Here is a 14,950-nt window from a genome sequence, read left to right on the forward strand (position 1 = left end):
GGCTTCGGACCTCACCGGCACGGGGGATCAGGCGGCCGGCGCGGCCTCCCGGGCCGCCGCCATGGCCGCGAAGGGGCATCCCTGGCCGCGACGCTGACGGCGCACTTCGGTGGCGTAGTGGCCGGGCTTGTGCTCCTCGGCGCTGGCCGGGATGACGACGCTGTCGCGATAGGCATCCCACTCGGTGTCGCCCCATTGTGTGAAGGCGTCGGTGGTGGTGGAGGCGTTCATCACCGCCTCGGCATAGGCGAATTGCGGGACCGGCTGGACCTGCAGGATCGGGCGGAGCTGGTTGATCTCGACGACCGTATCGGTGCGGGTCATGCGGATGTTGGTGAACAGCGGGCCGAACCACTTGTCGAATTCGACAACGCCTTCGAATTGCTCATAGGCGGCGGGGCGCGGCAGGTTGGCGGGTGCGCGCGACAGCAGCGACCAACCCGGAGCGCAACGCACGAACAGCCCGGTCCACATCTGGACCACGCCAGGTTCTGGCAGGCCGGTCAGGAAGGGAGGGGAGAAGCCGCGGATATCCTCCGGCACCTCCTCATCGAAGCGGGCTCGGAAATGCGGGTACTGCACGGCGCCGAGGCCGAGCGGCATCCATTCATGCTCGAGTTCCTCGCAGGTCCAGAGGACCTCGTGGCCATCCCACAGCAGGGAAAAGTCCAGCGGTGCAGTGATGTGCCAGCCAAAGCCGGAGGCGGTGGTGACCGCGTCGCAATAGCGGAAGGCGCGCGTCGGCAGGCCGCCGAGTGCCGAGCGGTCGGCGCGCTCGGGCGCCGGGATCCCGGGGATCAGCCGATGGAAGGCGACGATAGGGGTGCGGTCCTGGGACATGGGGCTGGTCCTTGGCTGCGCGCGTGGGTGAACAGGGGCGGGGGCTCCCATGGTGAGAGCCCCCAGCTCCGGGAATCAGGCGCGGCGCATGCCGGCGCCGATGCGGACGGTGCCCTTGTCGGCGACGGAAGCCTTCGGGGTACGCATGCCGGCGCCGATGCGGACGGTGCCCTTGTCGGCGACGGAGGCCTTCGGGGTACGCATGCCGGCGCCGATGCGGACGGTGCCCTTGTCGGCGACGGAAGCCTTCGGGGTACGCATGCCGGCGCCGATGCGGACGGTGCCCTGGTCGGCGACGGAGGCCTTCGGGGTACGCATGCCGGCGCCGATGCGGACGGTGCCGGTGTCGGCGACGGAAGCCTTCGGGGTGCGCATGCCGGCGCCGATGCGCACGGTGCCGGTGTCGGCGACGGAAGCCTTCGGGGTGCGCATGCCGGCGCCGATGCGCACGGTGCCTTTGTCGGCAACGGAGGCCTTCGGGGTGCGCATGCCGGCGCCGATGCGGACCTTGCCGGCGTCGAGGATCGTCGAGGTGGTCGCCATGATGAGTTCTCCAAGTTCGTTTGAGCCCGCCCAGCCGGGCTAGACCTCATCAACTTGGCGTTGATTTACTTCGATAACAAGTAAACATTCCTACTTGTCAGGTTTTTTATTCCAGGTAGAATTAGATGATAGGAAAGTGATCAGGCTTCGATCTGACTTTGTGGTTCAAAGGCCTTGACCATGACTCAAACCAACGGGAGTTTCATGCGGGTCTAACGCAGTTCACGCGTAATTCACGGTAGCGAATGCAACCAGAAGATGATTGATCTGATGCCTTATTTGCCGATCTGGATAGATTCCCGAATCGTCGGCATGCCGTCATGCGCACTGCTTCGTCATTTCCGCGCCGAGCCAGGCGAGTAAGATGCTGATCGCGGCGGTTGGTGAAACCCCAGCGGCACGTTAAGAGAGCGTGATCATGTCCGAACTAGCAGTCGATTCCGGCAAGGACAGCAGACCTGCCAACGCGCCCGATATGCCGGACGTACTCATGGCTGCGCCGCCAGCCATCAGGGTGCGGATCACCATGCTGGGGCGGATGGATGTGCGCGCCGTCACAGGCGAACCTCTCCTGCCGCGATCGCGCAAGACGCGAGCTGTGCTGGCTGTCCTGGCCCTCGAAGCGCCCAATCTCGTCTCCCGCCAGCGGCTGGCCGAACTCCTTTGGAGCAAGCGAGGCGAGGAACAGGCCCGGGGCTCCCTCCGCCAGGCCCTGCACGAATTGCAGGACGCCCTCGGTATCGATGGCCGAGGCCTGATCGTCGCGACGCGAGAGACGGTGGCGCTCAATGATCAGGCCATCTGGACCGATGCACGCGCGCTGCCCGCCTTGGCGCGCCATCGGGTCGAGGCCCTGAACCTGCTGCAAGCCGAGCTGCTGTCCGACCTCGACGACCTGGACGTCGCCTTCGACGCCTGGCTGTCAGAACAGCGCCGCCGCTTTCGCGACATCGCGCTGGAAGCGGCCAACTCCCGGCTCACCAGTGCCACCACGGCCGAGGCGCGCGCTCAGGAAGCGCGCCGCGTGCTCGCCATCGATCCGGCGCAGGAGCCGGTCTGGCGCATCATGATCAGGGCCGAGGCAGAGCGCGGCGACCGCGGCGCCGCCTTCGCCGCCTGGGAGGAATGCCGGCACATCTTTGCCGAGCGATTCCGCAGCGCCCCCTCCCCGGAAACCGCCGCGCTGGCCGAGTCGCTCCGTGGGGAGATTGCCGTCCCGCTGCCGCGGTCGGAACGCCGCAGCACGCTGCTCGGTGCGCGGCTTGGCGTCCTGCCCTTCAGGACGTTGGGCGAAGGGGGCGATGCCGAGGTTTCGCTCGGGCTTGCGGAGGAAATCACCTCGGCGCTGGCACGGTTCCGCTGGCTCACCCTCGTCGACTCGGCCTCGGTCGCGGCCGTTGAACGGCAGCAAAGCCCGGATGGCGCGCTCGACCTCGACTTCACCCTCTCGGGCACGGTGCAGCGCGCGGAGGGTCGCGTGCGGGTGTCCCTGCGTCTGACCGACCATCGTCCGCCCGAGAAGGTGGTGTGGTCGGAGCGGTTTGAACGCGACGCCGGAAACCTGCTCAAATTGCAGGATGAGATCGCCGCGCAGGTCGTCGCGCAGATCGATCCCGCGATCCTGCTGATCGAGGCGGATCGCACCGCGTCTCGCCAAACGCTGATGACGACCGCCCATGACCTGCTGCTGCGCGCCATCCCGGCGATCTACCGGGGGCTCGATCGGCAATCCTACGAACACGCGGGCGCGCTCCTGGCCGAGGCGACCAGGCTCGAGCCGGACTACGGCCCGGCATTTGCCTGGCATGCCTATTGGCACCTCCTGCTGGTCGGCCAGGGCTGGGCACCGGCGGGCGAGGATGTGCTGGCGCGGGCCGAGGAACTCGCCTCTCGCGCCGTCACGCTCGACAAGTCGGACGCGCAGGCGCTGACGATCCTGGGCCATGTGCGCGCCTTCCTGCACCATCGCGTGGACGAGGCGGTCGAACTTCACAAGCGCGCCCTGGAACTGAACCCCAACCTGACCATGGCCTGGGTCTTCTCCTCCCTCGCGCTGTCCTATCAAGGCCATCACGAGGAGGCGCTGCGCCGGTGGGAAAGGTACAGCAAGCTCGCGCCGCATCACCCGCACGCCTTCTTCTTCGATTCAGCGCGGCTGGTGCCGCTGCTGATGCTGAAGCGGCATGAGGAGGTCGATAAGGCCGCCCGGCAGGTGACATCGATGCATGCCGACTTCACCTTCCCCTACAAGGCCTGGGTCTCCGCACTCGGCCACCTCGGCCGCCGCGAGGAAGCGGCCGTGATCCGGGACCGCTTGGTGGCCATGGAACCCGATTTCAACCTGGCCAAGGCGCGGGAACGGATCCCGCTGGCCAGGGCCGAGGACCTCGCCCACTACCTGGCCGGGTTGCGCAAGGCCGGTCTGCCCTGACGGGGCTCAGGCCGGTCGTACGCTGTCGCCCGGCCGGATGGTGCCGCCCTTCACGATGATGCAGTTCAGGCCGCTGCGATGGATCAGCGGCTTGAACACCTTCTTGCCCAGCAGGTCCTCGAGATACTGGCATGGCACGTTCAGCCGCGCGCCATGAAGCACCACATCCCCCACGCGGAAGTCCCGACCGACCAGGTGGTTCAGCGGCACGCCGCCGGTCGTCAGGTTGCGCCGGGTTTCGTGCGGCGGCAGGTCGATGCCATGGTCGCGCGCCAGCGCATCGAGCGCCTCGATCTCGATCAGCGTCACCTGGCGGTCGGGATGCGGCTTGTGGCTGTAGGTGCCCTTCGCGGTCGCATAGCGGTCGCCCTCGATGCCCACGCCTTCGACCAGCCGCGCCGCATCGCGTTCCTCCATGGGTGCGGAGGCCGCGGGCGCGACGTGGATGGCCAGCAGCACGCCGGTGAAATCGTAGCCGGTCATTTCAGCAACTCCGCTGCGGCGCGGGTCAGCGCGCCATCGACGTTCCATAGCGATTCAAGCATCCGGAAATGGTCGGCGCCGGGGATCGGGATCAGCGGGCCTGGCGCCTGCGCCTCGGCGCGGATACGGTGGAACACGCGCGATTGCCGGCGCAGTTCCGGCAGTTCCGCCCCGCCATAGGCGATGGCGATCGGCTTGCCCACGACCGGGCGGCGGATCGGCGAGAGGTTGGCGACTTCCGCCTCGGTCAGCCGCAGCTTCTCGTCCAGATAGGTGTCGCGGATCGGGCCGAGTTCATAGACACCCGACATCGCCAGCGCCGCCGTCACCGACGGATGTTCCGCCGCCAGAGCCGCGAGATGCCCGCCCGCGGACCAGCCCGAGACGACCACCGGCCCGGCAATGCCGTGCGCCGGCCCGTTCGCGGCAAGCCAGTCGAGCGCCCGGCTGATCTGCCAGGTGATGCCGGTCAGCGAGGCGTCCGGGGCCAGGGTGTAGCCCGGCAGCGCCGCCGACCAGCCCATCGCCAGCGCGCCCTGTGCCAGGATCGCGAAATCCTCGCGCCGGTTGCGCTGCCAGTAGCCGCCATGGATGAACACCAGGCAGGGCGCCGCCGGATCGGCGCCAGGGAACAAGTCCCAGCGCTCGCGCTCCGCCTCGCCATAGGGCAGGTCGAGATGCCCGGCATGCGCCGCGCGGAATGCGCCCGACAGCGCATTGCGTGCGGCGACCTGTTGTGCGCTGTCGGCCACCATGTCGGTGTTGTTGTAGGCGTCGTCGCGTTCCTTCTGCGACCAGTAGCGCCAGCCCTCGGCGAAGGCGTAGGGCGTGCTCACGGCGTGATCACGCGCACCGGCGCGCCGGCATTGAAGGCCAGGATCGCCTCGACCGTGCCCTTGTAGTAGGCGCTGTAGTTCTGCTGGGTGACGTAGCCCAGATGCGGCGTCAGCATGGTGTTCGGCGCCGACAGGATCGGGTGGCCCGGCGGCAACGGCTCGATGTCGAAGACGTCGATGCCCGCGCCGGCGATGGTGCCGGCCTTCAGTGCGGCGATCAGCGCATCCTGGTCGATCAGCGGCCCGCGCGAGGTGTTCACGATGTAGGCGGTCGGCTTCATCTGCGCGAGGTCGCCCGCGCCAATGATGCCGCGCGACCGGTCCGACAGGATCAGGTGCAGCGTGACCACATCGGCGGTCGCCAGCAGCGTCGCCTTGTCCACCCGCGTCACGCCGACCTCGGCCGCGCGTTCCTCGGTCAGGTTGGTGCTCCAGGCGATGACCTTCATCCCCAGCGCCAGGCCCACCTTCGCCGCGCGGGCACCAAGCTTGCCGAGGCCGATGACGCCGAGCGTGCGCCCTTCCGTGCCCCAGCCGACCGAGGTCTGCCACTGGCCCGCGCGCAAGGCGGCCTGCTGCGCCGGCAGGTCGCGCATCAGGTTCAGGATCAATCCCCAGGTGATGTCAGTGGTCGGGTCGCCGGAGGAGGCCGTGCCGCAAAAGACGATGCCCTTGTCGGCGCAGGCCGCCGCGTCGATCGACCGGTTGCGCGCCGCGGTGGTGATCAGCAGGCGCAGGTTCGGCAGGCGCTCGATCAGCGCGCGCGGGAAGGGGGTGCGCTCGCGCATCGCCAGGATGGCGTCGAAGGGAGCCAGGCGCTGCACCAGCGCGTCGCGGTCCGTGATGGTGTCGCGGAACACCGTGACCTCGACCCCAGGCAGATCCGACCATGGCCCCATGGCCATCGCCACGCCCTGGTAGTCGTCGAGGATGGCGAGCCGCGTCAGCGGCGCTTGGGTCTGGCTCATCGGGCGTCTCCTGTTCCTGGCGCCTAGATCGCCCGGTCGTCATCCCCGCGCAAGGCGCGCAGCGCGTTGAGGATGACCGCGACGTCGATCGCCTCCTGCAGCAAGGCGCCTTCGACCGGGGTCAGATGGCCGAGGGCGGCCGCGACCATCCCCGCGGACGACAGCCCGATGCCGGCGATCACGCTCTGCCGCGCGATATGCAAGGTGCGGCGCGCGATGCGGATCGCCTGCGCCAGTCGGTCGAGCCGGTCGACCAGCACCACCGCATCCGCGGCCTCGCTGCTGGCGGCCGCACCGCGCGCGCCCATGGCGATGCCGATGGCGGCGGCGGCCAGCGCCGGCGCGTCGTTCACGCCGTCGCCGATCATCATGACCGGGCCGGCCTGGCCTTCGGCACGCACCACCGCAACCTTGCCCTCGGGCGTGCAGCCGGCCACGACGGAATCGAGGCCGAGCGCCCGCCCGACCGCCTGCGCCGGCGCCTCGGCATCGCCCGACAGCAGCACGACCCGCCCGATGCCGGCGCGGCGCATGCCGGCGAGCATGGCCGGCGCGTCGGGGCGGATTGGGTCCTCGAAAACCAGCACGCCACCCGGTGCGCCATCGACGCCGATGAACACCAGCGCCGCGCCGGGCGGCTGGTCGGGCGGCGCGGCGGGGGTCGGGCCACCGATGGTCGTGGCGACGTAGGTGGCGCTGCCGATCGCCACCTGCCGGTCATCGACCAGCCCGGCGATGCCTTCGCCCGGTGCTTCCTGCACCGCGATCGGCGTGGAGAGCGTGAGGCCGCGCGTGGTTGCCGCCTCTACCAGGGCCTGCGCCAGCACATGGCCCGAGGCCTGGTCGAGCGAGGCGGCGAGCCGCAGCAGTTCCTCCTCCGCGACCCCGTTTTCCGGCAGGATGGCCGCGAGGCGCGCGCGCCCGATGGTCAGCGTGCCGGTCTTGTCGAGCAGCAGCACGCGCGCGCGCGCCATGGCTTCGAGCGCGCCGCCGCTTTTCACCAGCACGCCCGCGCCGGCGGCCCGCGACAAGCCGGCGATGATGGCAACCGGCACGGCGAGGATCAGCGGGCAGGGGGTGGCGACCACCAGCACCGCCAGGCCGCGCACCGCATCGCCGGTCGCGATCCAGGCGCCGCCGGCCAGCAGCACGGTGAAGGCGAGGAACCAGACCGACCAGCGATCGGCCAGTCGCGCCATGGGCGCCTTGCTCGCCTGCGCCGCCTCGACCAGCCGGACGATGCCGGCATAGGTGCTTTCGGCGGCGCGGCGGGTAGCGAGCAGGTCGAAGGCCTCCCCGGCATTGACGCTGCCAGACATGGCTGCCTCACCCTGCGCGATGCGCTGCGGCAGGGGTTCCCCGGTCAGCGCCGAGGTGTCGAGCACGGCGGCGACGGCATCGATGCTGCCATCGACCGGCACCACTGCGCCGCGCGCGATCAACAGCCGGTCGCCCGGCGCGATGGCATCGAGCGGCACCTCCTCCAGCCCCTTGGCGCCGTGGCGCATGGCGCTGCGCGGCACGCGCGACAGCAGCGCCGTCATCTCGGCCCGTGCGCGCTGGCGGGCACGGAATTCGAGGAACTCGCCGCCGGCATACATCAGCGCGACGACGGCGGCGGCCAGGGATTCCCCCAGCAGCAGCGCACCGCCCATCGACAGGGCGGCGATCAGGTCGAGGCCGAATTCGCCGCGCCTGAAGCCGTGCCACAGGTCGCGCAGCAGCGCGGCGAGCACCGGCAAGGTGCCGATGGTGAACAGCCATTCGGCGGCCCCGCGGCCGAGCAGCACCGGCAGCAGCCCCGCCACCAGCCCGGCCGCGGCGATGCCGAGCAGCAGGATGCGGCGGGCGGCCTCGTCAGGCATCAGGCCGGGTCTGGCCGGGTGATGTCCGCCAGTGCGCGGCGCAGCAGGTCGGGCAGCGGCGTGGTCTGCTTCTGCGTCGCGCGGTCCACATAGACATGCACGAAATGGCCTTCCGCACTCGCCGCATTCTCATCATTGCGGAAGATGGCGATCTCGTATCGCACAGAGGTGTTCCCCGCGCGGCCGCAGCGCAACGCCGCGGTGATGGTGTCGGGGAAGGCGATCGGCGCGAAATAGCGGCACTGGGTTTCCACCACCAGCCCGATCACCGGCGCGGTCGGGATGTGCAGGAACCCGCAATCGATCAGGAAGCGCGCCACAACCGTGTCGAACCAGGAGTAATAGGTGACGTTGTTGACGTGCCCATAGACGTCGTTGTCCATCCAGCGCGTCGGTATCGGCAGGAAGAAGCGGTAGTCGGCGCGGGTGCCGCGATCGGTCGCCATCTCAGCCTCGCAGCGCGTGGGTGACGATGTCCTCGTCCACGCAGGCCTCGAAGGTGGGTGCGCCCTTCAGTATGCCGGCGGTGGTCATCGCGCGGCGCAGCTGCTCGAAGGCTTCGCGCGGGAAGTGCGGCGTCGGCGACCACAGGTGCAGCGCCTGGTAGCGCGCGAGTGCCGTGGCCAGCGCGTCGCGCGGGACGTCGCGGAACATTGGCGCGATGGTCGCCGCGATCTCCTCCGGCGGGGCCTCGGCGATCCAGGCGAGTGCGTGAGCCATGGCGCGGATCATCGCCTCGAATTCGATACGGCGCTCGGCGATGCGCGCTTCGGTGGCGTAGAAGGCGGTGTAGGCGGAAGGCCCGCGATCGGCGGCGCGATGCCAGACGGCGGCACCCTTCGCCTCGGCCAGCGCGGCGTGCGGTTCGAAGGCCTGGGCCACGTCGAGGTCACCGGACAGCACCGCGGCGACGTTGTCCGCCATGCTGCGCCCGGTTGTCCGGTTCAGCGCGTCGGGGTCGATGCCCGCCTGGCGCAGATCGTCCTGCAGGCACCACCACGGCGTCGGCACCTCGCTGACGGAACCGAACCGCAACGATGGCAGGTCGGCCAGCGTGAAGCCGGGGTTGGGCCCGCGGCCGACCAGCAGGAAGGGGTCCTTCATCACCACCGCGCAGAAGGAGCGCAGCGGGCAGGACGGGTCGCGGTCGCGCAGCATCATCGGGCGCATCGGGCCCGACCAGGCGATATCGGCCGCGCCTGAGAGCAGGTTCTCCGCTGCCTTGGTCGGGTCCCCGGCGGTGGCGCGGACCACCTCCAGGCCCTGCGCGGCAAACATCCCGCGCGCCTCGGCGACGTAGAATGGCGCGTAGAAGACGGCCCGGAAGGGTTCATTGAGGGTGATGGGGTGCATCGGATGGCTCCGCGAGATGCCATGCATCCTGCGAGATGCATGGTCGGCTCGCCAGCCCCGCCGATTCGCCCCTGGCGAGTCGCGCCTGCCGATTCGCCCCTGGCGTCGGTTGCGAACTTCGCGCCATAACCTCTTGCCCGGACAGGGGAGCCACAAGGCGCCCTTCGCCGGGACAACCCCACACGCTATATCTGGTGTCTGCCGTCGCCTTCGGACACAATCCGTATGGTTTCGGTCATCAGATGAACCTTCTCGGGAGCCTCATGTCCGCCGCGCCTCGGCCCGAAACGTCGCCCCGACTGGAACCGTTCCGCCTGCGCGGGGCGAACTTCAACCTGCTCGTCCTCCGGCTGCTCGATCCGCGGCCGGAAGCGGTGGTGCCGGCAATCGGCGACCAGTTCCGCCGCGCCCCCGGCTTCCTGCGTTTCGCGCCGGTGGTGCTTGGCCTCGATGACATCGCGCTGCCGGCGCATGAGGTGGATTTCGCGGGGCTGATCGCCGGATTGCGCGAATTGACCATCGTGCCGATCGGCACCACCGGCGGATCGCCGGAACTGCGCAACGCGGCGATGTCGCTCGGCCTGCCGCCCGTGCGTTCCATCGGCGGGCGTGAGGACGAGGCACCGCTCGCCGCCGCGCCGCCGCCGCCGGTCGTAGCGGCCGAGCCTGTGGCGCCACCGCCGCCGCCGCCCGGCACGGCGCGCCCGACCGTGATCCACGACCAGCCCGTGCGGGCCGGCCAACGGGTCTATGCGGCGGGCGGCGACCTTGTCGTCACCTCCACCGTGAATGCGGGGGGCGAGGTGATCGCCGACGGCAACATCCATGTCTATGGCGCGCTGCGCGGCCGGGCGATCGCGGGTGGCGGCAACAATGCGGAGGCACGGGTCTTCGCACAGAATTTTGACCCCGAGCTGATCTCCATCGCGGGCTACTACGCGGTGCGCGACGGGCTGACGGGGGCACCGATCGGCAAGGCGGTGCAGGTACGGCTGACGGGCGAGCGCATGCGCTTCGACCCGATCGGCTGAAGTTGATGATGCCGGCGACGGCCCGCTCCATGCGTCCCGGGACGAATGGGGCAGCGGGCCGGGGGGCGCCGGCAGGGAATTGAACGAGGAGGCAGGGGACATGGCACAGGTCGTCGTCGTCACATCGGGCAAGGGGGGCGTGGGCAAGACCACATCCTCGGCAGCCTTCGCCACCGGCCTCGCGCAGCGGGGCAAGAAGACCGTCGTCATCGATTTCGACGTCGGCCTGCGCAACCTCGACCTGATCATGGGTGTCGAGCGGCGCGTGGTGTTCGACATCGTGAACGTCATCAGCGGTGAGGCGCGGCTGAACCAAGCGCTGATCCGCGACAAGCGCGTCGATACGCTGTCGATCCTGCCGGCCAGCCAGACGCGGGACAAGGATGCGCTGACCAAGGACGGCGTGCAGAAGATCATCGAGGAGCTGGCGAAGGATTTCGACTACATCCTGTGCGACAGCCCCGCCGGCATCGAGAAGGGCGCGCTGCTTGCGCTGTACTTCGCCGACCAGGCGATCGTCGTCACCAACCCGGAAGTCTCGTCGGTGCGCGACAGCGACCGCATCCTCGGCGTGCTGCAGTCGCGGTCCAAGCGCGCGGAGGAGAAGCGCGAGCCGGTGAAGGAACACCTGCTGGTCACCCGCTTCGACCCGAACCGCGTCGAGCGCGGCGAGATGCTGAAGCTCGAGGACATCCAGGAGATCCTGTCCATCCCGCTGCTCGGCGTGATCCCGGAAAGCGAGAGCGTGCTGAAGGCATCGAACACCGGAACGCCGGTGATCATGGATGCCGAGAGCATGGCCGGGCAGGCCTATACCGATGCCGTCGCCCGCTTCCTCGGTGAGGAGAAGCCGCACCGCTTCATCGAGGCGGAGAAGAAGGGCATCTTCAAGCGCCTGTTCGGTGGGAGGGCCGCGTGATGAGCTGGCTCGATTACTTCCGCGGCCGCCGGCAGGAACAGCCGGCCAGTGCCTCCGCCGCCAAGGAACGCCTGCAGATCGTGCTGGCGCATGAACGGATCGGCCGCACGCGGGAAGACTTCCTGCCGAAGCTGCAGATGGAACTCGTCGCGGTGGTCGCGCGCTACGTCGCGATCGATCCGGGCAAGGTGAACGTCAATCTCGACCGCGGCGGCGACATGTCCACGCTGGCGATCGAGATCGAACTGCCCGCACCCGCGGCGATGCGCATGGCGGCGAACGCCCGGTAACGGGCCGCGGGCGGCCGCGCTCAGGCGAGCGCGGCGTCCGTGACATCCTCGGCGACCAGCCCCGCGAAGCCTGGCGCGTGGGTGATCGCCCGGGCGGACAGCATCGCCGCCTCCAGCCGGGCCAGCGCCTCGGGCGGGAAGCGCGGCGTGGTGGTCCAGACGCCAAGGTCGCGATAGCGCGCCACCGCCTTTGCCGCGGCGGACTGGTCGAGCCCGTCGAAGAAGGGTGCGATGGCCGCGAGAATATCCGCCGGCAAAGCCTTGGCGAACCAGGCGAGCGTGACGGCCAGCCCCCGCACCATCGCCTCGAAGGCCGGGCGCTTCGCCGCGATCACATCCGTGCGGCCATAGAAGGCGGTGTAGGAGGTCGGGCCGCGGCTGGCCTGCGCGTACCAGGCATGGCCGGTTCCGGCGATTTCCATGGCGCTGGCGATGGGTTCGAAGACCTGCGCGACATCGAGCGTGCCGGCGGCAACCGCTGCCGCGTTCTCCGCCATGCTGCGATCCGTCACGCGCGCCAGGCTGCCGGGGTCGAGCCCGGCGCGGCGGATGTCGTCCTGCAGCGTCCACCACGGCGTCGGCACCTCGCTGACGGTGCCGAGCGTCAGCGTCGCGAGGTCGGCCAGCCGGAAGTCCGGGCGGGCCTGCCGCCCGACCAGGAAGAACGGGTCCCCCATCACCACCGCGCCAAACAGCCGCAGCGGGCATCCGTGGTCCTTGTCATGGGCGAGCAGCAGCCGCATCGGCCCGCCCCAGGCAAGGTCGGCCGTGCCGTCCAGCACGCTATCCTTGGCGAGTGACGGGGCAGCACCCGGCAGCAGCCGCACCTCGACACCCTGTGCCGCGTAATCCCCGCGCGCCAGCGCCGCGTAGAAGGGCGCGTAGAACAATGCGCGGAACGGTTCCTGCAACGTGATCTGGAAGGTCATGAGGCGCCCTGGCTCGTCCGATGGGAAGCGTCGCGCAAGCCCGCCGGGCCGACAATCGGCTACAGCTTCGATTCGATCGGTAGCCAGCGCAGCATGCGGGCCAGGATGCGCATCCGCAGCGTAGTGTCCGGCTCGTGGCGCGTCGTCACCGGACGGCCGCCATCCTCCGTGGTCCAGGACAGGCGTCCCCCCGGTCCGGTGCACACGCGCCAACTGCAGGCCGGCGCGGTCAGCCGTCCATGCTCGGCGCGCAGCTGCTCGGCGACGCGGGCGTCTTCGATGAAGGTGCCCATTTCGGTGTTCAGCGCGATGGATCGCGGGTCGAGGTTGAACGACCCCACGAAGGCCAGCCGCCCGTCGATGACGAAGGCCTTGGTGTGCAGGCTCGCGCCGCGCGACCCGAAGACGCTGCGGCCTTCATCGCCGCTCGGCTTCAGTTCATGCAGTTCGACACCGGCCGCCAGCAGCCTTTCGCGATAGCGCGCATAGCCGCCATGAACCGCGACGACATCCGTCGCGGCAAGGGAATTGGTCACGACGGACACGCGCACGCCGCGCCGTGCCATCGCCTCGATCCGCGCCGTGCCGTCCACACCGGGCACGAAATAGGGCGAGATGATCAGCGCCTCACGTTCGGCGCCGTGCAGCGCGTCGTGGATCGCCGCGGCGAGGCAGTCGGCCACCGGCACCGCACCGGTCGCCTTGCCGGGCGGGTCTGCCACCACACGCACTGCCGCGGCCGGCAGCGCCAGCAGGTCGCCCCCCGCTGCCCCGCTCAGCAGCCGCGCGAGGAGCGGGGTGGCCGCCACCCGTTCGAAGAAGGGCCGCGCCGCCGGGGCGGCCCAGGCCGCATCGAGCTGCCGGGCGAGCTTCCGCAGGGCGCGGCGGCGATAGGCGGCGCGACTGATCCGGCGCAGCGGCCGGGCCAGCCGGTGCGACCAGTAGCTCTCGAAGATGCGCTGCATCGCCTGTACGGGCGGGCCGCGCAGGATGAGGTCGAGGTCGCGGAAGTTGAAATGCCCCGAGGCGTCGAAATATTCGTCGCCGATGTTGCGCCCACCGGCGATCGCGCAGGTGCCATCGACGATCCAGGCCTTGTTGTGCATCCGGTGATCGAGATGCCAGCCGCCGAACAGCATCTCCAGCACCAGCCCCGGTGGGCCGAAGCTGCGCCAGGCGGTGGCGTTGAACAGCCGGACCTGGATGCGCGGATGCGATTCCATCGCCGCGAGGACGCGCTCACGGCCGATCGCATACATGTCGTCGAGCAGTAGTCGCACGGCCACGCCACGATCGGCGGCATGGATGACTTCCCGCGCCAGCAGCCGGCCTGTCAGGTCGCCGTGCCAGGCATAGTATTGCAGGTCGGCCGAGGTGGTGGCGGCGCGCAGCGCGGCGACGCGGGCGGCGAAGGCGGTCAGCCCGTCCGGGACCAGTGCCACGCCGGCCTCCGGCGTGCGGACCTCGGCTGCCTTGCTGGGCTGGAGCGCGGCGGACACCGCCCCGGGTCCTGCTCAGGCCGCCGCGGCCATCGCCGCGGGCCGCGCCGCGGCAAGGTCGAGCCGCGCCGTCAGCGGCAGATGGTCCGAGGCGATGCGCGCCAGCGGCGAGTGATGCGCGGCGAGCCCGCTCAGCAGCCCCTGCGGCCGGCACAGGATGCGGTCCAGGCTCAGGATCGGCAGGCGGCTGGGGAAGGTGGGGGGGCCGACATCCACCGGGCCGAAGTCGCGCTCCAGCGCGCGCAGGGCGGATCGCGGCCCCGGCCGCCATTCATTGAGGTCGCCCAGCAGCAGGGTGGGCGTGTCGTCCGCCTCGGCCAGGCGTTCGAGCAGGTGGGCGATCTGCTGGGCACGATGGCGGCGCAGCAGGCCCAGATGCGCGGTGACGACCCGCAGCCTGCCCCCCGGCAGTTCCAGTTCGACGAGCACCGCACCACGCGGCTCCCCGCCCGGCAGGCGTAGGCGGTAGGCCTCGACCATGCGGGCGTCGCGCACCAGCAGCGCATTGCCATGCCAGCCATGGCCGCCGGCCGCCATCGCCAGCGGCACCAGCCGCAACCCGGTGTCGCGTTCCAGCGCGGCCGCGTCAAGCAGGCCTTCGCGCCGGCCGAAGCGACGATCGGCTTCCTGGAGGGCCAGCACATCGGCGTCCAGTTCGCGGATTACGGCGGCGATCCGGTCGGGATCGAACCGGTTATCCGTGCCCACGCATTTATGGACGTTGTAGGTGGCGATGCGCAGCGCACCAGGCGGCGCGGGTGCCGACTGGGGCTGGGGTTGCGGCATGCGCAGCAGGCGCCGGAGCAGGAGGTCCGGCATGGCCTGGGCACGACGCGCTTTGAATTGCCGACGCGACATTCGACTCGTCCAGGGTTGGCGCCGGCCTCATGCCCGGCGTTAATGGGTTTACATGGGCGCGCGACGTTGCGCGATCCAGCATTGTAACACCCTGACACGAAAGGG

15 protein-coding genes are annotated in these 14,950 nt (G+C 69.9%); 4 read left to right on the forward strand and 11 right to left on the reverse strand.

What is annotated here, in order from left to right:
- Window positions 1-27: 27 nt before the first annotated feature.
- Window positions 28-840, reverse strand: a complete 813-nt coding sequence (locus tag AAFN86_RS02840; RefSeq protein WP_347541694.1) for a DUF6065 family protein — start codon at window positions 838-840, stop codon at window positions 28-30.
- Window positions 841-915: 75 nt separating this feature from the next.
- Window positions 916-1,383 (reverse strand): hypothetical protein, encoded by a 468-nt coding sequence (locus AAFN86_RS02845; protein WP_347541695.1) that lies wholly within the window; start codon window positions 1,381-1,383, stop codon window positions 916-918.
- A 418-nt stretch (window positions 1,384-1,801) separates the two neighbouring features.
- Between AAFN86_RS02845 and AAFN86_RS02850 the strand changes: the two genes are divergently transcribed.
- Window positions 1,802-3,814: a BTAD domain-containing putative transcriptional regulator gene (locus AAFN86_RS02850; protein ID WP_347541696.1), complete on the forward strand. Its 2,013-nt coding sequence runs from the start codon at window positions 1,802-1,804 to the stop codon at window positions 3,812-3,814.
- Window positions 3,815-3,820: 6 nt separating this feature from the next.
- Here AAFN86_RS02850 and AAFN86_RS02855 read toward each other — a convergent pair whose 3' ends face one another.
- Genes AAFN86_RS02855 through AAFN86_RS02880 form a run of 6 tightly spaced genes read right to left on the reverse strand, consistent with a single transcriptional unit; the run spans window position 3,821 to window position 9,319 of the window.
- Window positions 3,821-4,297, reverse strand: a complete 477-nt coding sequence (locus AAFN86_RS02855; protein ID WP_347541697.1) for an MOSC domain-containing protein — start codon at window positions 4,295-4,297, stop codon at window positions 3,821-3,823.
- Window positions 4,294-5,133, reverse strand: a complete 840-nt coding sequence (locus tag AAFN86_RS02860) for an alpha/beta hydrolase (RefSeq protein WP_347541698.1) — start codon at window positions 5,131-5,133, stop codon at window positions 4,294-4,296. The genes AAFN86_RS02855 and AAFN86_RS02860 overlap by 4 nt, the downstream gene beginning before the upstream one ends.
- Window positions 5,130-6,101, reverse strand: a complete 972-nt coding sequence (locus tag AAFN86_RS02865; protein WP_347541699.1) for a D-2-hydroxyacid dehydrogenase family protein — start codon at window positions 6,099-6,101, stop codon at window positions 5,130-5,132. Before AAFN86_RS02865 ends, AAFN86_RS02860 begins: the two co-directional genes overlap by 4 nt.
- A 23-nt stretch (window positions 6,102-6,124) precedes the next feature.
- Window positions 6,125-7,966, reverse strand: coding sequence for a heavy metal translocating P-type ATPase (locus tag AAFN86_RS02870; RefSeq protein WP_347541700.1), 1,842 nt, complete (start codon window positions 7,964-7,966; stop codon window positions 6,125-6,127).
- Entirely contained in the window at window positions 7,966-8,412 is a 447-nt protein-coding gene (locus AAFN86_RS02875; RefSeq protein ID WP_347541701.1) for a thioesterase family protein, read from the reverse strand. Before AAFN86_RS02875 ends, AAFN86_RS02870 begins: the two co-directional genes overlap by 1 nt.
- Before the next feature lies 1 nt (window position 8,413).
- Window positions 8,414-9,319: an ABC transporter substrate-binding protein gene (locus AAFN86_RS02880; RefSeq protein ID WP_347541702.1), complete on the reverse strand. Its 906-nt coding sequence runs from the start codon at window positions 9,317-9,319 to the stop codon at window positions 8,414-8,416.
- A gap of 263 nt (window positions 9,320-9,582) precedes the next feature.
- On the opposite strand from AAFN86_RS02880, the gene minC reads away from it, so the two are divergent.
- The 3 genes from minC to minE all read left to right on the forward strand — a co-directional run bounded on the left by minC (window position 9,583) and on the right by minE (window position 11,559).
- The gene (gene minC, locus AAFN86_RS02885; protein ID WP_347541703.1) at window positions 9,583-10,350 is read left to right on the forward strand and encodes a septum site-determining protein MinC; all 768 of its coding nucleotides are present in this window, start codon (window positions 9,583-9,585) and stop codon (window positions 10,348-10,350) included.
- A gap of 100 nt (window positions 10,351-10,450) precedes the next feature.
- Window positions 10,451-11,269 carry a septum site-determining protein MinD gene (gene minD, locus AAFN86_RS02890; protein WP_347541704.1) on the forward strand — a complete coding sequence of 273 codons (819 nt, stop codon included), beginning with the start codon at window positions 10,451-10,453 and terminating at the stop codon, window positions 11,267-11,269.
- Window positions 11,269-11,559 carry a cell division topological specificity factor MinE gene (gene minE / locus AAFN86_RS02895; RefSeq protein ID WP_347541705.1) on the forward strand — a complete coding sequence of 97 codons (291 nt, stop codon included), beginning with the start codon at window positions 11,269-11,271 and terminating at the stop codon, window positions 11,557-11,559. The genes minD and minE overlap by 1 nt, the downstream gene beginning before the upstream one ends.
- Window positions 11,560-11,579: 20 nt before the next feature.
- Here minE and AAFN86_RS02900 read toward each other — a convergent pair whose 3' ends face one another.
- Genes AAFN86_RS02900 through AAFN86_RS02910 form a run of 3 tightly spaced genes read right to left on the reverse strand, consistent with a single transcriptional unit; the run spans window position 11,580 to window position 14,806 of the window.
- Window positions 11,580-12,488 (reverse strand): ABC transporter substrate-binding protein, encoded by a 909-nt coding sequence (locus tag AAFN86_RS02900; RefSeq protein ID WP_347541706.1) that lies wholly within the window; start codon window positions 12,486-12,488, stop codon window positions 11,580-11,582.
- A gap of 59 nt (window positions 12,489-12,547) precedes the next feature.
- Window positions 12,548-13,987, reverse strand: a complete 1,440-nt coding sequence (locus tag AAFN86_RS02905; protein WP_347541707.1) for a phospholipase D family protein — start codon at window positions 13,985-13,987, stop codon at window positions 12,548-12,550.
- Window positions 13,988-14,002: 15 nt separating this feature from the next.
- Window positions 14,003-14,806: an endonuclease/exonuclease/phosphatase family protein gene (locus AAFN86_RS02910; RefSeq protein WP_347541708.1), complete on the reverse strand. Its 804-nt coding sequence runs from the start codon at window positions 14,804-14,806 to the stop codon at window positions 14,003-14,005.
- Between the last annotated feature and the right edge of the window lie 144 nt (window positions 14,807-14,950).

Source organism: Roseomonas sp. CAU 1739 (genome assembly GCF_039839775.1).
Lineage (GTDB): Bacteria > Pseudomonadota > Alphaproteobacteria > Acetobacterales > Acetobacteraceae > Neoroseomonas.